The 25,680-nt window shown below is 37.1% G+C and carries 14 protein-coding genes and 1 pseudogene; 4 read left to right on the top strand and 11 right to left on the bottom strand.

Annotated features, from left to right (window positions below; genetic code table 11):
- Positions 1-13 precede the first annotated feature (13 nt).
- The 3 genes from CE058_RS16360 to CE058_RS16350 form a co-directional block, all read right to left on the bottom strand.
- Complete coding sequence (locus CE058_RS16360; RefSeq protein WP_163144103.1) at positions 14-1,579, bottom strand: putative polysaccharide biosynthesis protein; 1,566 nt, start codon at positions 1,577-1,579, stop codon at positions 14-16.
- Position 1,580: 1 nt separating this feature from the next.
- On the bottom strand, positions 1,581-2,312 hold the full coding sequence (locus tag CE058_RS16355; RefSeq protein WP_163144102.1) for a WecB/TagA/CpsF family glycosyltransferase: 732 nt from the start codon (positions 2,310-2,312) through the stop codon (positions 1,581-1,583).
- A gap of 415 nt (positions 2,313-2,727) precedes the next feature.
- The gene (locus CE058_RS16350; RefSeq protein ID WP_163144100.1) at positions 2,728-5,865 is read right to left on the bottom strand and encodes an SH3 domain-containing protein; all 3,138 of its coding nucleotides are present in this window, start codon (positions 5,863-5,865) and stop codon (positions 2,728-2,730) included.
- A 493-nt stretch (positions 5,866-6,358) separates the two neighbouring features.
- Between CE058_RS16350 and CE058_RS16345 the strand changes: the two genes are divergently transcribed.
- Together CE058_RS16345 and CE058_RS16340 are read left to right on the top strand one after the other, a co-directional pair.
- Positions 6,359-7,900 carry a glycosyltransferase family 2 protein gene (locus CE058_RS16345; protein ID WP_163144098.1) on the top strand — a complete coding sequence of 514 codons (1,542 nt, stop codon included), beginning with the start codon at positions 6,359-6,361 and terminating at the stop codon, positions 7,898-7,900.
- 75 nt (positions 7,901-7,975) lie between these two features.
- Positions 7,976-8,983: an acyltransferase gene (locus CE058_RS16340; protein ID WP_163144096.1), complete on the top strand. Its 1,008-nt coding sequence runs from the start codon at positions 7,976-7,978 to the stop codon at positions 8,981-8,983.
- Positions 8,984-9,018: 35 nt separating this feature from the next.
- Here the strand turns inward: CE058_RS16340 and CE058_RS16335 are convergent, their stop codons facing one another.
- The 5 genes and pseudogenes from CE058_RS16335 to CE058_RS16315 form a co-directional block, all read right to left on the bottom strand.
- The gene (locus CE058_RS16335; RefSeq protein WP_163144095.1) at positions 9,019-11,442 is read right to left on the bottom strand and encodes a C39 family peptidase; all 2,424 of its coding nucleotides are present in this window, start codon (positions 11,440-11,442) and stop codon (positions 9,019-9,021) included.
- A 222-nt stretch (positions 11,443-11,664) separates the two neighbouring features.
- Positions 11,665-12,474, bottom strand: coding sequence for a teichoic acids export ABC transporter ATP-binding subunit TagH (gene tagH, locus CE058_RS16330; RefSeq protein WP_163144094.1), 810 nt, complete (start codon positions 12,472-12,474; stop codon positions 11,665-11,667).
- 16 nt (positions 12,475-12,490) lie between these two features.
- A complete protein-coding gene (locus CE058_RS16325) occupies positions 12,491-13,300 on the bottom strand; it encodes an ABC transporter permease (RefSeq protein WP_163144093.1) in 810 nt (269 codons plus the stop codon).
- 91 nt (positions 13,301-13,391) lie between these two features.
- Positions 13,392-14,585 (bottom strand): annotated as a pseudogene (locus CE058_RS16320) (CDP-glycerol glycerophosphotransferase family protein); the annotation flags it as partial.
- Between the two features lie 36 nt (positions 14,586-14,621).
- Positions 14,622-17,939 carry a CDP-glycerol glycerophosphotransferase family protein gene (locus tag CE058_RS16315; protein ID WP_163144091.1) on the bottom strand — a complete coding sequence of 1,106 codons (3,318 nt, stop codon included), beginning with the start codon at positions 17,937-17,939 and terminating at the stop codon, positions 14,622-14,624.
- Positions 17,940-18,434: 495 nt separating this feature from the next.
- On the opposite strand from CE058_RS16315, the gene tagD reads away from it, so the two are divergent.
- Both tagD and CE058_RS16305 read left to right on the top strand, forming a co-directional pair.
- A complete protein-coding gene (gene tagD, locus CE058_RS16310; protein ID WP_163144089.1) occupies positions 18,435-18,833 on the top strand; it encodes a glycerol-3-phosphate cytidylyltransferase in 399 nt (132 codons plus the stop codon).
- On the top strand, positions 18,826-19,998 hold the full coding sequence (locus CE058_RS16305; protein ID WP_163144087.1) for a CDP-glycerol glycerophosphotransferase family protein: 1,173 nt from the start codon (positions 18,826-18,828) through the stop codon (positions 19,996-19,998). The genes tagD and CE058_RS16305 overlap by 8 nt, the downstream gene beginning before the upstream one ends.
- Before the next feature lie 34 nt (positions 19,999-20,032).
- Here CE058_RS16305 and CE058_RS16300 read toward each other — a convergent pair whose 3' ends face one another.
- The 3 genes from CE058_RS16300 to CE058_RS16290 form a co-directional block, all read right to left on the bottom strand.
- Entirely contained in the window at positions 20,033-22,375 is a 2,343-nt protein-coding gene (locus CE058_RS16300) for an N-acetylmuramoyl-L-alanine amidase (RefSeq protein ID WP_163144085.1), read from the bottom strand.
- A gap of 290 nt (positions 22,376-22,665) precedes the next feature.
- Positions 22,666-23,706: an acyltransferase family protein gene (locus CE058_RS16295; RefSeq protein ID WP_163144084.1), complete on the bottom strand. Its 1,041-nt coding sequence runs from the start codon at positions 23,704-23,706 to the stop codon at positions 22,666-22,668.
- A gap of 294 nt (positions 23,707-24,000) precedes the next feature.
- Complete coding sequence (locus CE058_RS16290) at positions 24,001-25,446, bottom strand: N-acetylmuramoyl-L-alanine amidase family protein (protein WP_163144083.1); 1,446 nt, start codon at positions 25,444-25,446, stop codon at positions 24,001-24,003.
- Between the last annotated feature and the right edge of the window lie 234 nt (positions 25,447-25,680).

The following is a 25,680-nucleotide window of genomic DNA, read 5'->3' as shown; positions in this document are numbered from 1 at the left end:
GAAGCTCCGAATGCTAATTTGTTCCTTTTGACTTCCATTTGTTTAATAAAGGCAAAGAGGCGATTTCTGTTTTATCAATACCCCTTGTAATAAATAAAAGGATAGAGTAGATGAAGGCACCTGCTATAACGGCAGATCCGGAAAATAATAAAGCTTTCATTCTGCTCCACTGTTCAACATCAGCATAAAAAACCAAAAGACTAATGAGCCCGCCCATAATAATGGAAGAAATCACCACAGCGGAATCCTTCCATTTCCAAACAGTGAACGGAACGGCCTTCTTAATAAAAATAGTATTGGCAATGAAAATGACCACATATACGGCCAGTGTCGAATAGGCTGCCCCGATTAGGCCAAACAGGCCGACTAGGATGATGTTAGCTGCTGCTTTAAGAACCACACCGCAGACAATGATATAGGCAGCCTGCTTGGCCAGATTGATTCCCTGCAAAATCCCTGTACCCAATACAGTTAACGAAGTAAATACAGAACTAAAGCCGATGACCGCCAGCACAGCACTTCCTTCCAAGTCTTTAAAAAGAGCCAGATTTAAAGGAATACTTAATGCCAGCAGCCCAAATGCTGCGGGCCATGACACAAGATGCGTCAGACGGTGGGTTTTTTCCAGGATTCCCCTTGCTTTTTGATGGTTCTTTTCCGCCAGCGTCTCTGTTAATAGAGGGATAAGCGGAAGCACGATCGAGCTTGAGAATACAGTAGCGATTTGAACAAGCGACAGTCCCCGCCCGTAAATTCCATACATGTAGGTAATATTTTGGTCAATATCTGCCTTCTTTAGACTATATGGAATGGTCACAGAATCCACGAAATTCAAAAGCGCCATCGTGATGGCCCCGATACAGATCGGCAGGGAAATATAGAGTATCGTTTTTCCTGTTTTCAGAAAATCGCTGTATGTATAGCGAAACCCTTCTGATATGGGCTTTAAAGAAGAACGGGCAAACAAAATCCGCAAATATACAGCGGAAGCAGCAGCCCCTAAAATGGAGCCAGCCATAATGCCCGCTGACACCGCCTCATCGGAATAATTTCTTTCAACGAGCACATAAGCAATGATTAGGATAAATGCCACCCGGATAAATTGCTCCAGCACCTGCGAAACGGCTGTTGGCCTAATATCCTGAAAGCCTTGAAAGTAGCCTCTATACACAGCCATATACGGTGCCACAAGAAGAGTGGCCGAAACAACAATTAATGCCAGCCGGGTGCTTGCGCCGCCCAGAATCGCCGCTATCGGTGCAGAAAAGCTATATATAAGCGTAAAACTGGTCAGCCCAAACAAAAAGGCCAAAATCACTGCAGTGACATATATCTTATGGACCTTCTCATGATCTCCATGCACATTGGCTTCAGATATCAATTTGGAAATAGCAATCGGAATTCCGGCAACTGAAAGAATCAGAGCCACCATGTAGACAGGATAGACTAAGCTAAAAATACCCAGCACTTCATCTCCGGCAATATTCTGAAGCGGAATTCTAAAAATGCTGCCAAGTACCTTTGATGCCAGCGTGGCTATGGATAAGATTAAAGTGCTTTTAATAAACGTTTGCTTCATGCTAGCTTCTTGCTTTCTGTGCTAAAATCTTGAAAGCGAATCTCGGGAGTGCCATCATCCGTCCAAAACGGCTTGGCTGCTTTAACAGCCTGTAAAACCATTCCAGATTCATCCTTTGCCAGATTTCCGGCGCTCTTTTCACGGTTCCGGCAATGACATCAAAGCTGCCCCCGACACCGACAAACACACCTTTGTCAAATTGGTGAATATTTTCAGCGATCCAATTTTCCTGCCTTGGAACGCCCAGTGCCACAAAAATGAGATCCGGCTGCTTTTCAGCAATTTCCTGCTGAATATGACTGCTTTTCCAGTCAAAAAACCCATTATGGGAACCGACTATTTTCAGCTGAGGAAATTGTTTTCCAATATTCTTTTCAGCCTTTTCCAGCGTTTCCTGCCTGGCCCCCAGCAGATACACACGGTGCTGGTGCCGGTCGGCTAAATGAAGCAAGTCCATCATCACATCATAGCCTGCCACTCTCTCAGGCAGCGGTTTATTTAACAGCTTTGCCGCTTTTACCACACCAATCCCATCTGCCGTTACATAGGTTGCCTGTTCCACCACCTTCATATATGACGGTTCTTCATTGGCTTTCATTACAATTTCAGGATTTGCCGTTATCACAAAGGCTTTTTGTTCTGCATTTATATGATGGTGCAATTGATCAACAAATTGAGAGCGGGTTGCATGAACAAAAGGAACACCCAAAATGTCCACATGTTCTAGTTTCATAAGAAAACTCCTTGTCAACTTAAATTTTCTCCATTAATATACCACAAAAGATGAAGGGCCAATAATTTGTACAAATAGATTTTATTGACAAGGATGAGATTAACAAATACTCCATTGCAGCGAGGTTACAAAAGAATTTCATTCATCTAGTGAAAAACATACTCCCCCTTAAGTAAATTATGAAACCTCCAAACCTTTTATCTCTCAAGGAGTAACTTTAACTAGAATATTTGATAAACAATGTGAAGTAAACAAGTGAGGAAGAAGTTTACGAATTTTAACAGGAGTGAAATATCAATATAAAAATATTTACAAATGGGGAGACTTTGTTTCCTGATTGGGTATATGTTCTGTTCCTTTAAGAAAAAAAAATGAGCATGGGGCAGTAACTCTCCCCATGCTCTAATAAAATGACTTAGTTATATTCAACAATCTCGAAATGCAATATTGGATTGTCCAATTTCTCGTATAAGTTTTTCAGACTTGGAACCTGCTTCACTGCCCATCCCATATCCGTTGCATATTGCGGGAACCAACCTCTATCGTCGGTGTATTTATGGTTCCATCTCATTTTATATAGTGTATTTTGTCCTCTGTCAAAATAACTGTTTGAGATAAATGAAGCCCCGCCAGTTATTGCCTTTTCTGGAGAAGTCCACCCGGCATTATAAGCATGAAATGCCCCTAATCTTTCAGGATCAATGTCTTTCGCCCCAATTCCAAACATGTTATAGGTCACTTTAATATCCGTTAAGCTTGACCTGTTGCTGCTTGTAACTAAGGTCAGTTCTCCGTTGCTGTTCTTCCCTACTTCTATACCAGTTGCTAACGTAGAAGTTCCATGCCCTGTTTCCAATAAAGCATGCGATATTAAATAAATTTCATTTACAGAATGAGTTTTGCCGGCTTCAATAAAGTCTTGTCCTTTACCGTCTAATATCCCTTTACCTGCGAGCACTTTATTTAATTCGACTGCTGAAACACCCACACTCTTATCAAGAAGCAGATGCTGAAAACGATCGTTTTGAGCAGGGTCAAGATATTTAAGGAAATCTGCTGTTTTAGCATTTCTCCAAACTGCGTTATATTGGATCTCAAACCATTGATTGCTGCCGCTCACGGTAGAACCGGATAGTTTTTTTACAAGTACATATTCAGAACCTGCCGATGCAATTCCATAGCTATGACTGCTTGTAGTAGCAGATTCTCTTACATTGGAGGCACTTTTCACAACAGCTACATCTGTAACCTTAACCAATGAACTGTGAATATATAGTGTCTTATTAGCGTAATTGATTTTGTACCAGATGTCGCTGCCGTCGAAAACGGTCCCTTTTACTGTTCCCAGGATAGTAAAGGTTGTTCCTTTTTTATATGTTCCGTACACATTGCTGTCATTGTCAAGATTTGGAGAAGTTCTAATTCTCACACCATCCGATGTCGTAGCACCTTTTTCCACAATATCAGCCAGGCTGCTATGAATAAATCCGTTAGCACCACTATATAGATCTGTCTGCGGTGGCGGATTTAATTGTAATTGCTTATTAACTGCCTCACTAAGAGTAAGGCCATACTGAGTATAGGAAACAATATTTGACGGCTCATTCCTAACATCGCTAACACTGATGTAGCCGGTACGTGCCTTTCCGTTAACATAAACCGTGGCTTTATGCCAGGAAGAAGTAAATGTCTGTACCTTAAGCTCACTTCCAATAGTATAGAATTTGAGAATAGAAGCATTTCGTGAGGCATAAGTATATACATTCACCCTGTCTGAACTTCCCCACACCGTAAGGGTAGAAGGAGACTTCACACTATTTTCAACGTCACTTGCCTTTATATAGCCCGTTGTCTTCTTCCCATTAATATAAACAGTGGCTGAATACCAGCCCGTAACAAAGGATTCATATTTTAAAATACTTCCCTGTGCATAGCTCTTTAAAGTGTTAGAGCCAGTAGAAGGGCTTTGATACACTTTTGCAGGTGCTGTTAACCCGACACCTATAAATTGCTCCGGGTTGGTTACTGAGTTTTCCACGTCGCTCACTTGTATATAGCCAGTTGTTTTCTTGCCGTTAATATATACAGTAGCTGAATACCATCCAGTTATAAAAGATTGGTATTTTAAAACCGTTCCATCCGGATATGACTTTAAGGTACTGGACTCTGCTGATGGGCGCTGATAAACTTTTGTAGGAGAGGCAGTCCCAACTCCAATATAAGTCTCAGGATTCTGAACAGCATTTTCCACGTCTGATTGTTTAATAAAACCTCTGACAGCTTTCCCTTTAATATATACTGTTGCTTCGTACCAGCCTGGTATTAAGGTAGAATACTTTAAAACTGAGCCGGCAGAGTAACTTTTTAGGACACCGGAAGTTGAATCAGCTCTAGAATAAACGTTAGTCGGCTGTTGTAAAGCGATACCATGTAAATCTATACGTGCTGCTGTTTGCTCCACATCAGTTCTATTTATATAACCAATTGTTGCAGTACCATTAATATATACCGTTGCCTCATACCAATCTGAAGTTAATGTTCTGAACTTCAAAACACTGCCCAGAGGGTAAGATTTTAGAACGGCAGAGCTGCGTGATGCTTTTGAGTAAACATTAACAGGTGATTTCACACCTACTCCAGTAAGGTCACGTTTAGTTTGTATATTTTCAACATCAGATACTTTAATGTAACCAACTGTCGCTTTACCATTGATATAAACGGTTGCCCGATGCCATTCTGCTGTATAAGTCTCATATTTTAGCAGCGTTCCCTGATCATAGCTTTTAAGAATGCCAGAGCCGGCGGATGCCTGCTTATAAACATGAGTTGGATTAGCTAACCCAATTCCCTGAAGACTTATTGATGCTGTGCTCATTAATGTCATGGTTTTCGAAGAGGATACTATATCAGCTTTAATGACAGGTTCTTCCTCTTCTTCCGTCTTGGCTGGTTCTTCAGACTCCGCTACTGGATCCTGCTCTGCTTCTTCACCTTCTGCTGCATTAATATCCCCAGCATCTGACTGTTCAGAACTGAGCAGATCTTCAGTATTATCGGCCTGATCAGCCGCTGATAGCTCATCTTCCTCTTTTGAAGGGAGAGTTTCCTCTTCTTCTGCGCTGCTGTCTTCTTCTTTATCAATCGGAAGGCCCATGTCTGAATCATCCTGTATAATTTCAGAAGATTCCTCAGAGTTTATCCTGCTGCTTCGGAATTCATCCGCTTCTAGAGTATCTACTAACTGAGCACTCTTTACATACCCATTCGAGATGCTGCTGCTTTCCGGATCAACATACTTTACAAAAGTAAATTCCAATCCTTCTTCTAAAACCGTAACTTCAGTGTCATCCTCTAAAAGGATAACGATCTCTGATTCAATGGACTTATCTTGATAAAGTTCAACTTCATCGCCTATTTTTTCAGCAAATACTACAGCTGTTTTAGGTTCTTCAATATCTGATGCAAATGCCTCAACTGGCTTAATGAATGCAGACTGCAATAATAATAGAAGAATAAGAAAATAGAAACTAAATGTTTTTACTGCTTTTTTCACTAATTGTATCCCCCATGTTAATCGCTTTCGCCTCACATGTAAGAACACATAAATAAGGTTTTCACTCATCAATGAATAAATCTATAATTATTCAAATGTCTTATTAAGTCCTTAACATGCTGGAAAAGAGCGCCTTTTTCTTAATTGGCTAAGGTCAATGTTTACCGATTTACCAGTGACAGAATGTACTTAAGACTTATCTTTAACCTCCCCTTTTTAGAGATATAATTAATTACCAACATTTCTATCTGAATACTAATCTACCAAATTACGACAAAATCCTCTACCCTTTTTTTAAAATACCAATAAAAATATGTAAGTTTTTTTACAAATTATACATTTACTTAACATAAGTAAATGTCTGATTTCGGGTATTATCCTTGATTAAATATCCACAGCAGGGTTAAAACTATATATGTGCATTTGTGTTATAATTTCGACAGAATCTGTTATTTATTTGGCACCTATTATAATAAGTTTAGGAGAGAAAACTATGCATGCTCCATTTCGTCAAAAAGCAAGAGAGATAATCCAGCACAAAAACTGTGAAATAACAAATCATCCTCACAGCCTGAAAAATAAAATCTTCGGGAAACGAAAAAAAGTTACTGTAGTTACTGCAGCTTTTAATGCTGAAAAGTTTATTAGCAGAACAATCGATTCTGTTATAAATCAGACGCTGGGCTTTGACCAAATCCAATTTATAATAGTAGATGACCACTCCTCAGATAATACACGAAGAATCGTGTCGGAATATGCGGCAAAGCACAAAAATATATGTTTAGTTTCACTGCATGAAAATACTGGATCTCCAGGCACACCAAGAAATGTAGGAATAGAATTGGCCGATAGTGCATATATCACTTTTTTAGATGCAGATGACTGGCTGGCTCCCGGGGGACTGCAAGAGCTGTGTAATATACTTGATGATACGAATGATGACTATGCAGTTGGTAAAACCATTAAAGTTCAGTCTGCTTCACAAAGCATAATTGGGGAATTTGCTTCCATAAAGGAAAGAAGGAGCATATCTCCATTTGACGTTCCTCACTTCTTTTACCATATGGGACCTACCGCAAGAATGGTTAGACTTTCCCTGATTAAAGAAAATGATATTGGTTTTCCCGAAATGGTTTTTGCTGAAGATAAATTATTTTTCTTTGATGTACTATTTAATGCCAAGGCTGTCTCAACAACTGCTAAACCAATCTACTACGCTAACCGGACAGATGAGAATACCGGCTCTCTAACTAGAGAAACAAATGTACTGGACAAGAGAAGATCCGATTTAAAAGTAATAGAGTATATTAAGTCAAAGAATTTACCTGCTGACTATGAAAAAGTTGCACTAAATAGGATCTATGAATATGATATCGTCAGAACATTTGACAGTATGCTTTTCGTAAATTCAAAAGAAAAACATGATTTTTTTGCTATTTTAGATGATGCTATAGAAACGGCAAAAAACCTTCGATATGATTTCAGGGATTCATTTCATACACCTTTGTATAAGGAAGCTGTCAATTTATATATGGAACAGCGCACCGAAGATTTTATTAAACTTTTTACCTGGCTAAAGAAAGATAAAAACAAAAAATATGCTGTGATTAACAATTTGCCTTACTATGAGGTCCCATTTTTACATGATGAAAAAAAACATATTGAAATTCCGATGCTGGCAAGAGCATTAGATTCTTATATCATTGATAATATTTATTATCAGGATGTAGAGGTATATGGAAGAGATATCAGCCAAATTAATTCGATTTTAGTACGTGACCGCAATCGGATAAATAATGAAATACTTGTTGATTTTGAATGGAAAGATAATAATCTAGGGTATTTTAAAGTAGAACTTAATTCTCTGGATAAATTAACGGACTCTCTATTTACTATTTTTATAAGATACAACGAATACCAAATCATAAACATAAAGAGAATATTGAGCAACCAGATATCCTATAAAGACAGAACGATCAAATTCTATACCACCATAGCAAACAATTTAGGGTTATCAATCAAAGCAAAAGAATAATAACACTTGGCCTTATGTCATAACTTTCACAACCTTGGTTATATTACACTTAAGACGTTTTAAAGGAGATTTAAATTGATTTTTTACGCAACAAAACTCAGAGCCATAGCTATAATAGGCGTGCTCTTAATACATATTTCCGCACGCCTTGTCACACAGGATGTAGGCACATATAATTGGTGGATCGGAAATATTTTTAATAGCAGCAGCCGATGGTCTGTTCCCATTTTCATCATGCTGAGCGGCATGCTCCTCTTGGGAAGAAAAGAGTCCCAATCACTTGTGATTAAAAAAAGAGTAACCAAAATTGCCTGGCCTTTTTTATTTTGGTCTTTTATCTATTTTGTTTGGATGTTTCGCTATGATATCGATGCCTTTTCCACTAAAGAGTTTCTAATTCGTTTTTTTGAAGGCAGCATAAAATATCACTTATGGTATTTATACACCATCCTGGGCTTATATCTCGCCATGCCGCTATTTAAAGCATTGGTTCACTCAAAAAAAACGGATATTCGATACATAATCGCTATTTCATTTTTAATCAGTGCCATTTTCACAACAATAGCTTTCTTATTTAATCTAAAGCCAGCTGGCGGTTTCGAGTTATTTTTGGGTTATGGCAGCTATTTTTTGTTAGGTTATTATGCAGCAAATACTGCAATATCCAAAAAGATATCTTTATTCATATATTCAGCAGGCATTATTTCCTTGCTGGCTACTATATTAGGAACATGGTTAGTCAGCAGCAGACAAGGCTCTTTAAATCAAGTGTTTTATGAATACTTATCTATCACAACTCCATTTGTTGCTATCGCTATTTTTCTTTTCATAAAGCAATATGGAAACCAGTCTTGCAGTACAATTACCAGCCTTACTGCCAAATACAGCTTTGGTATATATCTCGTTCACCCTATTTTTCTGGATATATACAGAAGCAAAGAGTTTATTGCAATGACTGGCATATCGCACAATTCGACACCTGTTTTGTATTATCTGGCATTTATGCTCCTGGCTGTATACGCTTCCAGTCTCTTAACTACGATGCTCATTCATAGAATTCCTTTTATACGGCGCATAGCATGATAAAAACCTCCGGAAGATTCCGGAGGTTTGTTATATTATCTTACCACTATCGATCTTCTATCAAATGAATCAAAAACTAAATTAAATTTACCTTCGCTTACTGAACTCACCCTTTGGCTGCCTACAGTATCCACAAATAAGTATTGGTTTGTAGACTCATTATAACCTGTCAAAGCAATGACATGATACTCTACCGGAGCATAAAGACGATTCGCCCCTGAATAGTACCATTTCCATCTGAGCGGCCTGAATTTGTGCACGACCCATACCAGAACAGGATTTCCCTGACGGAGTTCAGATTTGATCCGGGATTCACTGATACCATTAATGACTTCGCTATCAGGTCTGTATTTTTTCGCCTGGGCAATTAATCCTTCCGGGTAAATCAGGTTAGGATCTCCCTGCTGGCTCCTGAAAGGTGAACCAACATATCCCTTATATGGGTTACTGGCATAGGTCATCGTTTTGCCCATATATGTTTTATCCAAATTATACCCTTTAAAGTTCAAAGCCTGTGTTAACGATACTACTGAACAGCCCCAAGGCATGCCCGGATTTTGCATAATTTTAGGAACATTGAGGCTCATGCTCTCAAGCTTGCTCCAATGAGTTCCATATCTTGTTCCTGCACGGAAGCTGTATAATCCAAGGTTTTTCTGTGTCCCTTGTTCTCTAAGATTAGCTGTTCTTATGATCCCGCTGCTTGTAATATTAAAGTAGTATTTAATATTTTTAGCCCGATTAGCTGCAGTAGTTTTTGGATAGTATTCATAAGCTTTTAAAACATTGAAAGAATTCTCCTGACGAGTTAATGAACTAGTCATATATCCCGAACCATCATAATTATAAATATATTTAACCTTTGGACCCTGTTTGCCATAAATTGCTTTATCATAATATGAGTAACGGGCCACAACCCTTTTTGAATTCTTAGCTCTTTTAGATGACTGATATACATATCCGTTTTTATTCAAATTAAAGATATATTCAATATTGTTTCCTCTTGAATAAAAAGGCGTACTGCTGTAGTACTGATACCACGTCAGGATTCTCTGTGTGCCCTTTTCTCTTTGGGTTGCCTTGATTACATGTCCGGAGCGGTTCAAGTTATAAATATATTTAATATTCTTCCCGTGTGTTCCATAAACCGTCTTTGGATAATATTCATATCTGGAAGTGATTTGCTTTGTTCCCTTTTGCCTTTTGCTGGCTTGTGTTACATAGCCTTCATTATTAAAGTTAAAGACATATAAGATATTGCTGCCATGATTGCCATATCTGGTTTTAGGGTAATAATTGTATCTCGCTGTAATTTTTTTGGTTCCTTTTTGACGTTTACTGGCTTTTTCTATGAAACCTGCACTATTCAGGTCAAAGATATAGAGAATGCTATCTCCATGATTGCCATACTCAGTGTTCGGGTAATATTCATACCAGGAAATAATTCTCTTTGTGCCTTTTTCACGCTTAGTGGCCTTAGTAATAAACCCTTCGCCGTCAATGGCAAAAACATATTGGATATTAAATCCGTGATCACCAAACTGGCTATTAGGATAATACTGAAATCTTTGCTGAACTTTCTGATTTTCCTCTGTTAATTCCGCAGCCTCTGTCACGTTACCGTTAGGATCCAGTTCAAAGATATATTTAACTCTATTGTTTTTATTCTCATAATTCGTCTGCGGATAATATTCATAGTGACGGATAATTTGTCCTGATTCGTCTCTTTCTGCAGCTTCAACTATGTAATCCGCCTTCACGTTATATTCCTGCTTTACACGGTTTACATGATTTCCAAAAACAGTGCTCGGAAAGTATTCAATAAAACCAATTGTGTCCTGAGTGCCTTGTGCATTTTCTTTTGCGTATTCAATAAAATTATCGGCAGAAATATAAAATATCGTCTTGATATTTGCCTCTGCATCTTTAACAAGGGTTTTTGGATAATACTCCTGGATACTAACCAGCTTGCCATTATCAAATACTTCGGCATAGATTATTTCGCTGCTGCTGTTCAGATAATACTTAATATTTCCCTCTTCTACAATATTATCTGACAGGCTTTTGGAAACAGCCTGCTGGGATGAAGGTGAAGAATTTTCATCTTGAGATTCACTTTCCCCTTCAAGAGTTGAATCTGTATTAGGCTCCTCCTCTTGATTAGCGGGAACATTCTCCTCTTTCTCTTCTTCCTCTTCTTTCTGTTCCTCTCCTAAGCCTTTTTCTTCAATGCCATCTTCTTCAACTAATTCTTCACCAGCATTCTCGGCTGGGACATTTTGTTCAGAATCAGAAGCAGCAGGCTCATTAGCAGAACTCTCAGTACCTTCTGTTCCTGCTTGAGGATCGACTTCGTTATTCTGATCCACGTTATTAACTGTTTCAGCCTGTACCGCAGGAGCCACCCCTGTAAATAAGAGTACAAAGCTAAGCACTGATGCGATTATTTTCCTTTCCATCTTTTCCTTCCTTCCGCATAATTTCCAATATTTTTCATCATAGTTTCTAGTTTACATTAAACCTTAATTTCTTAAAAGTTATTTTACTATTAAATATTTTTCTATTATATTATGTAATAAAATACAGACGTGTTAGCGGATTTTACCCATTTAAGCATCGAAAGTGCATTTTTAAGCATAAGCGAACTAAAAAGACTGCTGCCCAATTCGGCAGCAGTCTTTTTAGTTTGCAGATACAGCAGCAGGTACACTTTGTTTGGATAATGCATTCTGTCTAAACTTCTTTTGCTCTTCTTTTGTCATGGCCTTATAATCTTTTAGAAATTTTTCATAGGCAGGTATGACTTCCTTAACATCACCGTACATCTTTAATTCTCCAAACTCAAGCCATACTGCCTTTTCGCAAAATTGTTTCATTTGACCGATAGAGTGGCTGACAAAAAACATGGTTTTCCCTCTGGCTTTGAATTCTTTCATCTTGGCAAGAGACTTTTCAGCGAATGCCTTATCCCCAACAGATAGAGCTTCGTCTATGATTAAAACATCCGGATCAATATTTACAGAGATAGAAAAACCGAGACGGGACTTCATACCGCTCGAATACGACTTTACAGGCTGGTCTATAAATTTACCCAGCTCAGAGAACTCAATAATCTCAGGCTCCAGTTTCTTTATTTCATTTTTATTAAATCCAAGCATCAGCAATTTCAATTCTATATTCTCACGGCCTGATAGCTCATTATTCAGGCCTGAGGCAACAGCAATTAAAGCAGTTTGACCTTTTACCTCCACCGAGCCGGAAGTTTCAGGAATAATGCCTGCGATTATATTCGAAAGAGTCGATTTCCCGGAACCATTAATTCCGACAAAACCGATAACGTCCCCTTCTTCTGCTTCAAAAGAAACATTCCTTAAAGCATAAAAATCTTCGCCATAACTTTTAGGCAAAAGAATATCCAGCAGCTTTTCAGAGTTTTTATTGTATAGTTTGTATTTTTTTGTCACATTATTAACAATTACGGATTTGGCCATTTATAACACTTCCATTTTATAAAAAGTCGACAAAATGCCTTCTGAATTTAACATGAATGGATGATCCCAGGATATAAAGAAAAATTACTACAGCCCAGAAATAGATCGTCAGCTGATATTCTGTAATAATATACCACTCTTGCCCAAGCAATGCAGCACGGTAACCTTCAACTAAGTAATATAATGGGTTCAATTTCATTATTGTCTTTATAGGACTAGGCAAGCTCATTGAGACCCAAAGGATAGGTGTCAAATACAATAGCATTCTCATCAGTGATTGAACAACCATCTGGACATCCCTAACAATAGTTGCCAGCGTGGATGTAACCAGGGAAATGGATACCAGCAAGGCTACAGTTGCAAATAGGAAGTATGGCAGCTGAAGATAATAAATGCTAACCGGGAATCCCATAAACTGCAAAACCACAATTGTAAATCCAAGAAGAAATATATGTGGATACAACTTTGAAAATATTACGTATGTTGGTATAACACTTAACGGAAAGCTCATCTTAGAGATCATGCGGATTCTTGAATAGATTGATTTTGACCCTTGTACAATAGAGGGCTGAATGAAAAACCATAATATAATTCCTGAAAGGAGCCAAGGAAAAAACGGAACACCATTTGCTGCCTCCCGGCCTCCCCTGATAATGAATCCAAATACGAACCAATAAATCGCAATTTGGATTCCCGGATTTAGTATTTCCCAGAATAGCCCCAGGTAATTATTATTGTTTTGACTTTTTAATTCATAGAGCGAAAGCCTTCTAACTAAATAAAAACTTTCAATTTGTTCTTTAAGAACTTTAATTGCAGATTTCATAAAAAAGTACCTTCCTAGTCAGCTTTCTTACTTAACGTATTAGATTATACACTAAATTACAGAATGAAAAAATTCTATTTAATTCCAGCATCTAATTGAAGACTTTCTCAACAACTCTTTTGCTGGAATCTCCTGATTCCAGATAACAGAATTTACTGTAAAACTCTTCAAAGTTATCCGGAAGCTTATAATCGCTCTGCTCTAATTTTAATATCTCAGAGATGCATTGTTCCGTAGTCTTAACAAGGGGGCCAGGAGCAGAATTCTCAAAATCAAAATAAAAGCCCCTAAGTTTATCCCGATATTCTTCAATATCATATACGTAAAAAATCATTGGCCGCCTCAAATTTGCATAGTCGAAGAAAACGGATGAATAATCTGTTATCAGAAGATCTGAAATAAGATATAGCTCACGAATATCTTCATGGTCAGATAAATTATATGCGAATCCATTGTATAAGGACAAATCCATATTTTCTGCAATTAAATAGTGCATCCTTAGCAGTACGATATATTCATTGCCCAGCTTTTTCCTCATCAAGTCCAAATTCAGCTTCAAATTAAATTTATATTTACCGACTTGATAAAACTCATTGTCTCTCCAGGTTGGAGCATATAAAATGACTTTTTTTCCAGCAGGAATTGATAATTTCCTCTTTATACTCTCAATCGTCACTTTATTATTGCAATTGTATAAAAAATCATTCCTCGGATAACCTGACTCAATCATGGTCTTCTGAAAATCAAATGCACTCCGGAAGATATCTGATGAATAGCGGTTGGGTGAAACAAGATAATCCCACCTCGATGATTCCTGAAGGAAGTTTTCCTTGTACTTTTCAGTTGTAGTTCCCGGCATATGGACTTCTTCCATATCAGCAGCTAATTTCTTCAGAGGTGTCCCATGCCAGGTCTGAACATAAACAGTATGCTTTGGTTTCGGTATCCAGCCTGGCATCCTGCTATTAAACACCCAATACTTTGCCCGGGCCATTACAAACAGCCATTTCAGAGAAAACCTGTGAAGAATCCTTACCCCCTTGTCCTCAAAAGATGAAGAATATCTGGGATCTACACTCCAATACATATCATATTCCGGACGGTTTTCTTTTAAAAACTCGTATACAGCTCTCGGATTACAGCTATATTGTTTTCCTAAAAAGCTTTCAAATACTATAATTCTCTGGTTTGGCGGAAATTTCCCTATCAGCCTGAACAATAGTTCATACGCCTTTTTAGTGAAATTTAGCCTCTTTAAATTTATCAACATGTTCTTTAGCATTGTTTAGTGATTACCTTCTCCCTAATTTCCGTATTTACATTAATTAAAGAAACGGTCAACAACTCTTTTGGAAGCATTCCCGTCTTCAAGCGGACAATACTTATCCCTAAAAGCAGAATATTTAGGTTTATATTCCTCTTTAACAAGATGAATATTTTTCATAGCATTTGTTATATCATCCGTATTAAATAGGAATGGACCTGGAGCTTCTTCTTCAAAATCCATATAAAAGCCGCGAATGTCATTTTTATATTGTTCAAGGTCATATGTGAAGAACAATAACGGTTTTCCGGTATTGGCAAAATCAAACATAACGGAAGAATAGTCAGTCATTAAAAGATCGCTGATAAGGTAAAGTTCCTGGATGTCCGGATAGCTTGATACATTATAAACAAAATCCTTAAGATCATCTGGAATACTTAATTTATTGCTTATAACGACATGCATTCGCATTAGCAGGATATATTCATTGCCCAGTTCTTCTTTAAGCTGATACAAATCCATATTTAAGCTGAACTGAAATTTATTCTTTCCCTTTGTTTCGTTATCCCTAAATGTAGGAGCATATAGTATGATTTTTTTATCTGCAGGTAATTTTAGCTGTTTTCTAATCCGATCTGCCAATTCCTGCTGGCCTGATTGATAAAACAAGTCATTTCTTGGGTAACCGACTTCAAGCATTTCCCCATTATACCGGAAAGCACTCCTAAAAGCATTAGTTGCATATTTACTGGGAGAAATCAAATAGTCCCAGTTCTTTGTGGCACTATGGACACGTTCCAGGTAAGTTTCATCTCTTCCCTGGATAGTTTCAATATCAAATAGCATTTTCTTTAAGGGTGTACCATGCCAGGTCTGAATATAAGTTGTTCCTTTTCTCTTGTTAATATAGGTAGGAAAGTTTTGATTGTTAATCCAAAAACCTGCTCTGGCCAAATAATAATAATATTGCGGGCTCAGCCTTTTAACTTTAATAGTGCCAGGGTCATTAAAGCGGATGTTTTTATTTATTACCCAAACCTTCTTATAATCCAAGCCTCTTTCCACAATTTCTTCATAAATGTTTCGCGGGCTGTCCGCATACTGCTTTCCTACTCCGCTTTCAAATAAAATCAGCCTATTATCAACAGGTAAGATAATTCTTGCAAGATAATAAAAAGCTTTCATGGCTGGAAAATAATATTTACTTCTTCTAAAGCGATTAAAAAAGCTAATTAGAATATCAATTTCTGAAATTTTTTGGATAACATTCTTTTTAACTTTAAAATCTCTGACCGCAGTGTAAATTCTTTCAGAAGATTTTTGATCCCTGTACATCAAAAATTTATCTGCTTTTCTTTTGTTTTCTTCTGATGCCTTAAAGTTATTCTTGGTATAATCTCTGATTTTTGAAATCAGCTGATGCGGATCATCAAAGATGTCACCAGGCAAATCATTATCCAAATCGAGATGTGATGGTCTTTTCCCAATAAAACGATTCCTGTCAAACTGATAATATAAAACAGGTTTATATAGGAAACTAAAATCAAAAGCAACACTTGAATAATCGGTCACCATCAGTGCACTTTCTTTCAGCAGGTGCTGCACGTCCACTTCCCCCTGATTGATTACTTTAACAGGGGCATCCTGGAAAAACGAAGTAAATCTTTGCATGTTAGGATGGAGGCATAAAACAATATCCAGGTTAAACTCTTCTTTTAACGCATGGAGCTCAGGATTATATACAAGCTCCCTGTATCTCTGAAAGTATTCACTTTCCAGGAAATCTGCCTCTGTTACAATCCAATCTCTCCAGGTTGGAATAATCAATATCTGTCTTTTTAACTCCACATCCTGATCAAATAGCCGGTCAAATCTGGACAAACCTGTTATCATCACTTCATCTTTATCGTAACCAAAGTCGTTCACAATCATTTCTTTTTCAAACTTAGAGCTGACAAGGAACAGATCTGTTTTAAAACCAGGTGCCTTCTTTCCATAATTGGCAATCATATTTTTGGTACCCATGACCCCATGCTGAAGGAAAACCTTGATCCCGCTGACAGCTTTCTTAAACCTTCTTGTTCGAACCGGGTATAGATAGTCAGGATGATGGGAACCGATAATCCGGCTCGCCATTAGACTTTTCAGGATATGCTCCTCGGATTTAAAAATGAGAACATTCCCCAGCGGCTCCACATTTCTGCGCTCAGGTGAATCTTCTTCAATCACATAATACACGTTTTTGTCCGGATGTGTTTTCCTCATATACTTGAAGAAATGATATCCAGTGTCCTGTGCTTTATATGGACGTTCTCCAATCAGCCAGATATCTTTAGTCTTTCCGAGTACATTGTAAAGCCAGGAAAACCTTAATTTTCGCTGTAAATACTCAAATGTGCTCTTATTAAATTCAAAAATCTCCAAAGATAAGTTCGAAGCCTTAAAGGTATAATAAGGAGTAATGATATAAGCCTTATTTTCAAGAAAAGCATAACATTCTTTTAAGAAGTGCCTTGCTCTAAATGCCGGTCTCCCTACTCTTAAATAGGTTTCTTCAGGCTGATCGTGAAAATCCAGCTTTAAAAACAGGTCATATACGTCTTCTTTAATGTTCTGAAGCACTATATGATCTTCAAAATTTACTAAGAACGAATAGAAATAACGATGCAAGCCATATTTTGCTTCCGTTTCTTCTTTATTTAGTTGAAAGGATAAAGGAAGTTCAATCTCTTTCTCATGGTTTCTTCCTTTCAGGATGACTGTACCGTTTAAAATTTCTGAGCCCTTAGAAAATAACTTTCCTTCAACTTTTAAGCTTTTCTTCGTTCCTTTAATCTTATCAATTTGCAATTTTGCCTTTAAAGCAGGAACCTTATCTAATAGAAGTGAAAGATTCCCCTTATCCGTCAGATAGCAAATTCCGGTATGTCCGCCTGCATTGACTGATTGAATTCCTTTGATATCAGTTGTTTTAAAACGGCCCAGCCTTATTAAATATTCTGCTTTCTCAATATCGCCTTCATTAATAAAGTCAGCTTTCTCCCTTAACTTATCAGCTGCAGCTTCACTTAATTCACTGACAGGAACATTAATCTTAAGAAACCAATCGAAGTTTTCATCCTGACACTCGTTGATTAAAGAAATTAAATGCTCCAAATTAGCATTAAATTTAAAAATATTTCCCTCAGAAGAATTCAAAGAAACTTTAAATTCCTTTTCCGTTTGCCTTGACTTCAGCCATAGCTCTTTTACTTTGTAGTAATCAAGTGATAAAGAGCCTTCAATAACAAGTTTTTCTTCTTGCTGATGAATTGTTATTTTTTCTTTTAATGGGCGTTTATTCTTATTACGTTTAAATACGTTTTTAAAGTACATATTTTAATCACCATTCAATTCTGTATTGAGGTATTTTTGCAATATCCTAATGATAAAACTTTTTATGTATTTCTACAACTAAAGCAATAAAAGCCTATTTTGAAACGGATTTAACCTTATCGTTTCCTATATATAGCCATAATAAGCACAAAAAGCATCCCAAAAAAGCCTTTGGAATGCTCAGAAAGTTATTTTGTTAAATCAAAGGGTACTTATATAAAATATACCAATTCAACCAGCAATACAGCTTGAATTCCCCTGCTATATACTTTAAAATGGAATAAGCGTGCTCATATTTTATACATTTTTCGACAAAAGTGATCTTAACAATTTGTAATTAGAGTATACTATACTTTTGTAAATAAATGATTAAATGTCTGTAAAGAGTTTGTAAGACTTTCGTTTAAAACATATGATAGATTGATTATATAAGAGATTTGAAGGTTATCAAAAATTAAATATCCGAGTAATAATTCTGTTTAGGAGGAGTTATATATGAAGAAAGTAATCACATACGGAACTTTTGATTTACTCCACTGGGGCCATATTAACTTACTAAAACGCGCAAGTGAACTTGGCGATCATTTGACAGTTGCCATTTCTTCTGATGAATTTAATAAATTAAAAAACAAACAAGCTTATCATAGCTATGATAATAGAAAAATGATATTAGAATCTATCAGATACGTCGATAAGGTGATTCCAGAAAACAACTGGGAACAAAAAATTCAAGACGTAGTAGAGAATGATATCGATATCTTTGTAATGGGCGATGATTGGAAAGGCAAATTCGATTTTTTAATGGACTACTGTGAAGTAATCTATTTACCACGCACAGTTGGGATTTCAACTACAAAAATCAAAAAAGATCTTTTCAAAGTGCAAAATGGCTAGGGAACTGGCAATTTCCATTTACCTATTTATTTTCTCTTTCATATTTAAATTAAGCAGTATTGTATCCTTAAAAAGAAAAATATTGTTTGTCGTTTCCTTCAGCGAAAACAATATAAATATATATGAAGAATATCAGCGACAAGAGAATTCTTGTCGCGCTATTTTTTTAACAACAAAGAAAATGTATCCTTTGTTTAAAAAATATAAAAGTGCCGACTGTACTGTGCTGCTATTCGAGCCTTCTTCTCCCATTCAATATATTAAAGGCATCTTTCACCTTGCAACTTCCAAAGTCATATTTGTGGATAATTATTACGGTTTCCTTTCTTCGATTAAGTTCCGGGAAGGCGTTACCTGTATTCAGCTTTGGCATGCTAATGGTGCAATAAAAAAATTCGGTCTTATGGATCCGTCAATTGAAAACCGATCTGAAAAAGCGAAAGAGAGATTTATAAAGGTTTATAATCAATTTCACAAAGTCGTGGCAGGTTCTGATGAGATGAAAACCATCTTCCAAAATGCCTTTGGTGTTCCTGAAGAAAATTTCATGCTAACCGGAATTCCACGTACGGATATCTTTTTTAAAACGAAAGAAATAGAAGAAACAAAAGATAAGTTATTCGAAAAATTTCCTTCTTTCAGACATAAGAAGATTATCCTATATGCCCCCACTTTTAGGGATGATAATTTGGACGATTATGAGATTAGAATTAATTTTGATCTTATGAAAGACAAATTAGGTGAAGAGTATCTGCTGCTATTAAAGCTTCACCCCGCGATTAAAAATAAAGTTGCCATAACTGAAAACCAGGCGGACTTTGTCGTTGATGTATCCGGGTATTCCAATACAAATGACTTATTGTTTATAACCGATTATTTAATTACTGATTATTCTTCCATTCCTTTTGAATTTTCATTATTAGAAAAACCGATGGTATTTTTTCCATATGATCTGAGTAAATATGTAAAAAAACGGGGAACTTGGGGAGATTACGAGGAAATAATGCCAGGTCCGGTTGTTTATTCTACAAATGATATTATCCATGCCATCAAGAGCAACAATTTTAACTATGCAGAAATAAGGGAATTCAAGGAAAAGTGGAATAAGTACTCAGACGGCAATGCCAGCAAAAGAATTGCAGATATTGTCTCAACGCTTATATAAAAAAATCCGGCCATTTGATGGCCGGATTTTTTTATTACAAGTTAAAATACTTCTCTAGTCCATTGTATATCCCGGTTGCTGCTTTTTTCTGATATGCGCTTGTTAAAACCGTTTCCAGCTCTGCCGGATTTGACAAGAAGCCCAACTCGACCAGGATAGCTGCATTTTTATTTTCTCTGATAACGTGAAAATCCCCAGTCTTAACACCACGATCATAGAGTCCAGTCTGCATAATAATTTCCTGCTGGACATATTTGGCCATAAGCAGTTCGTTTACATTTGATGCCAAATAATATGTTTCAATTCCATGCGGGTCAGGATTAGGATTCGAATTATAATGGATGCTCACAAACGCATCTGCATTATATTGATGACTGGTTTCGACTCTTTCAGAAAGGGTTAGGTAAACATCAGCAGTCCGTGACATAACTACCTTAGCACCTGCAGCTTTAAGTAGGGATTCCAGCTGAATCGCGGTATTTAAATTAAGGAGCTTCTCTACACCTTTAGCTCCATTATCCACACCGCCGTGTCCGGCATCCACTACAATGATTTTACCTTTTAATCCTTTTTCCAGAGAAGTCTTTTTAATATATCCTGTCACCGGCTTGTTATTTATATAGACAGTGACCTGGTGCCATTCTGAGGTAAATGTCTTGTATTTTAAGGTAGAACCCTTAGGATAAGACTTTAATACATCTGACGTAGCAGATGCTCTCGTATATACCCTTACTCCGGAAGGATCTTGTGCAGTTCCTGTTAAAGTAACCTGAGAAGTAACAGTATTTTCAATATCCTGCTTGTGAATATATCCCGTTACCGCTTTGCCATTAACATAGACCGTCGCCTGGTACCAATTGGCAGTATATGTCCTGTATTTAAGCACTCTTCCCTGTTCATAGCTTTTGATTACACCAGATGACCTGGAAAGAGAAGAATAGACATTTAGATCAAGCACTTTAACAATCCCTGATAACTCTTTTTGCGGATCATCCGGATTTAAGATTTCACTCTTATTGATATATCCTGTATGAGGCTCACCGTTTACATAGACTGTCGCTTCATACCAATTATCCGTGTAGGTCCTAAATCGCAGAACTGATCCTTCTGTATATCGCTTCAGCACCTGGGAGGCACCAGATGTTTTAGCATAAACATTAAGGCTAACAGGTTTTACAATCCCGGTAAGGTTTACTTGAGGTGTACCTTCTAAAACCACACTGCTTCTATGTATATATCCGACAGCAGGTTTTCCATTAACATAGACTGTGGCTTCATACCACTCATCTGTGAACGTTTTGAATTTTATTGAAGAGCCCTCTGAATAACTCTTTAAAACACTGGATGTGTTAATTGCCTTGGAATACACATTTAAACGACTTGTTTTGACAATACCTTTTTTCTCAGTTTGCGGTGAAACGGATAGAATGATATCATCCTTTTTGATATACCCTGTAGTTGCCTTTCCACCTACATATACCGTGGCTTGATACCAGCCTGTTATATAAGTTTGAAACTTTAAAATGGAACCTTCTGTATAACTCTTAAGGATGCTTGATGAAGATGATGCCTTGGAATGCACATTCAGATTGCTGTTTTTCACCACACCTCTTAAAGCAGCTTGAGGATCTGCAGGTTGTTCCACATCATTCTTATTAATAAAGCCTGTTTTAGCTTTTCCATTTACATACACTGTACATTGATACCAGTCTGAATCCGACGAATGATATTTCAGCAATGTCCCTTGTGGATAGCTTTTTAAAATGGCAGATTCAACATCATTGGAAGAGTATACGTGTGTGGGACTTTTTAAAGCAACTCCGCTTACAGTCACACTGCTCAAATTCTGCAAAACAGCTGATCTTTTGCTTTGTAAAGTGACCTGTGATGACGCCTCAGTACTTGCTTCATCTTTTTTCTGAAGATCTTCATTAACTTCTTCCGCAGCTTCTCTTACACCGCTGTCTGTCTGTGTACTTTCATTCTTTTCTTCTGGATGGATTTCTTCTTCAGCTATAGCCCCATCCTCATTTTCTTCCACCTGACTTTCAACAGAGGCGGTATCCTGGATTGATACATAAGGCTCTTGTATATACCCCAGTAGGTCTTCTCCATTCTCAGGGTTTTTATAAGTGACAAACCAATATTCATGCTCAAATTTCACTAATCCAACACTTGTTCCACTTGGTATGGATGAAAGCAGTTCACTGTTTTCATCAGGCTCAAGCATTAGTGGAATGTCATCTCCTGATGATGAAACCACTGTCCCTTTTGTCTGGCTTGCTTCTGTTTCCCCAAACACACCTCTGGGATAAACAGAAAAGAACATAACAAACAAGAGCATATAACTAAGAAGTTTTCTTGCTTTCCTTAACACGAAACTTTATTCCCCCTTTTAAAATAACAGACCATTCCATCTTTAAGAAATTTCGACAAAAAAGCCCATTTTTAGCCTAGGAATATATTAACATATAATTTTGCCTAGTCCTATATGGAAAATAATTCTATATTATTTTTTAAAAGTATTGAAAAAAAAGACGAGGAAAATAAAAGAATAATAGTTTACCAGGAAGCTCTCCCTTCCGAAAAACTGATAATCTTTACAAAATAGAAAAAAGGGTGCCTATAAGTAATACTTAAGGCACCCTTCTTTCAGTTTTTAAAAATTTATGCCGATGTTCTTAATTCACGAGCATCAACCACTTTTAGTGATTTAGTCTTTTTCACTTTGCCAATAATGAATTCACCTATCGAAACCATGGAAAATAATTTTATTATAGCAAGGGATAAAAGCAAAGAAACTGCAAATAATGCTAATACACGTGTACTGGTGTGTTGAAAATAATTAGCCAAATATGGTGCAGCAAACCTTTGGATCTGCCAATGAAGCAAGTAAATACCAAACGAATAATTACTGATTACAGTAATGATGTTGAATTTAGGTATGACCTGACCCCAAGCAAGGACTACAGCACATACTGACAGTACGAGCGGAAATAAATCCAGGCGCCTTGAATTGACGACTATTATGCCTGATTCATAGGATAAATAGACGATATAAAGCGAAATGGCAAGATAAACAAGTGTTAACCATCGATGTTTATAAAGTTTCTCTGCGATGATTTTATAATGTTTACCAATGATGAACGCTGCAGTAAAATACCCAAACCAGGCAAGGAACGGGAGCTTAAGCATATGGGTGTATCCGTCCATAAACTCCGGGGGATTTTTTATGATAGTGGAATACCAGATCATAACACCTATGCTTACAGGGAAAAGCCAAATCAGAGAAATCTTAAATTTAGTAATAATATAATGAAGAAGATAGAACTGGAAAATGACGATAATAAACCAGCCGACAAAATTTCCGGTAAAAATATTATCGAATATTTTTAAATCTACCATCACATTTGGATTTAAATAGTTTGAAACCAATGCATCTATGACAGCAAAAAAGAGAAACGGCGCAAGGATCCATTTGATTCTTCCGCTCCAAAATCCTTCAGGTAATCCATTGGCATACCGATTAGCCAGTATAATAACTGAAAGGACAATGAAAGCAGGTGTTGCATATGTTAAAAACACTCTATATAGATTGTAATGTTCAATTTGCGGGTAGCCAACTACTCTTGCCGTCTGGGTCGTACTATGCAATAAAACAATGCTTAGACAAGCAACAACTCTTAGTAAATTCCATTCTTTAATCATAGTTTACCCCTCTTAGTTGTTATTCTGCTATAACCTCTAAAAATATATGATATTTGTATACTAGAGTCAAAGTTTATTAAATACATTTATGGATTTTTCTTCATAATTCGACATTGTTTTTTCTTTACTAAAATGCCCTTAATTACTAAAGAGGCATCTCATTTTTATATAATGGGTTTTTCAAAGCCATCCCAGATAAGTTTGGGCGTAAACAATTGTGAATTCTGTAAGATTAGACAATTTCCCCATAAAAAAAAGGCGTTCCAAATATGGAACACCTATAAGATGATTTTATTATTTAAGAAAATACTGATTAAGGCCATCATAAATTCCCTTTGCAGCCTTTTGCTGATAATCAGCTGTTGCTACATGTTTTTCCTCATTGGGATTAGAGAGGAAACCTAATTCCAGCAATACTGAGGGCTGCCTGTTTGTCCTTAACACATGGTAATTTCCATATTTCGCCCCAAGATTTCTCATGCCCGTATGAACCAGTAAGCCATTATGAATGGATTGGGCAAGGCGTCCATCTTTGGAGTTATTATAGTAAAAGGTGATTATTCCGGAACTGGTGCTTGAATAGGCATTGTAATGGATGCTGATAAAAGCATCTGCTTTCTGTGCATGGCTAATATTTACCCGCTGATTGAGACTTAAATATTGATCATTAGAACGAGTCATAATTACTTTAGCCCCTGACTTTTGGAGCAGCGTTTTTAACTCCTGGGCTGTCTTTAGGTTGAGCGTTTTTTCTTTGTGGATTTTTCCGCTCGTACCATTATCATAACCTCCATGCCCCGCATCAATGACGATCACCTTCCCTTTAAGACCTGAATTGGAAGATGCCACTAGCCAGCCTGCAACCCAGCCTTCTTTTCCTTTGCTTGTTTTTACTTTGATCCAGTCCTTACTCTCTCCTGTTTTAACAAGAGAAGTGCCTGCCTTTTCTAAAGCAATAACCCCAAAGTTAGTGCCCGGGCCTTTTCGGATATTGCTGTTCTCTTTTAAGGTAATTCTTGTTTCTTTCACCGTGACGGCTTCCTTATCATCTACCGGCTTTTTTTTATCAATATAAGAAGAGGAAACCCATCCCTTCAATCCTTTAGCTGCAGTTATAGATGACCAATTTCCTTTCTGGCTATGTACTTCAACTGCCTCTCCTTCTGAGACCTTACCTAGAACTTTGGAAGATTCTGCTGCGCTGGCACGCACATTCAATATATCAGCAGTAACATAGAAGGTACCTAAGCTTTTAGGGGGAACAGCCGGCTTCTTCTTTGATACATAGGAAGCTGAGACCCACCCCCTGCTCTTTTTGCTCGGAATATACACTTTAAGCCAGCTTCCATCCTTCCCCTCTACCGTTACTGCCGTATTTACAGGTACTTTTGTTATGATGGAACCATTGGGATTAGGGAGCTTCCTAACGTTTAAGCTGTTGGCTGTTACGTAACCAGTCCAAGTAACAGGCGAAAGATAAGTAGAAGAAACCCACCCAGTCGTTTTGCCCGTTTTAATTTTGGACCATCCTTTTTGCTGTGCACTTACTGTAACGACCTGGCCTTTTTTCAGCTTTCCTATAACAGAGGAAGAAACTGTGGCCTTAGCACGGACATTCAGAATGGTGGCCGTTACCTTTCCCTCAAATGAATATGCTGCTTTCACTGACTGATTGTACTGAGGAACAAAATGAAACAACAAGACCAAAACAAAGAAGACTTTTACCAATGATGACTTCACTCATTACCCACCTTTTTTGTCGAATATTTTCCAAAAACCCATCTATTAAACTATAATACATGAAAAAGGAAAAATTCAGGGTCTTTTTTACTAATTATTGATCTTATTATCTAATTTTTATTACATTAGCCCTACCATACTCATTCCTTACTGGCAAACAATAGGGCGTTTATTCTAAATTTCTATATCCATTTAAAGTGAATTTTGATATTCTATAAGGTAGGATTACAAAAC

It is taken from the genome of Bacillus sp. 22-7, assembly GCF_010628845.1.
In the GTDB taxonomy this organism is placed as follows: domain Bacteria; phylum Bacillota; class Bacilli; order Bacillales; family Cytobacillaceae; genus Cytobacillus; species Cytobacillus firmus_B.
This window is presented reverse-complemented; position numbering and strand designations above follow the sequence as displayed.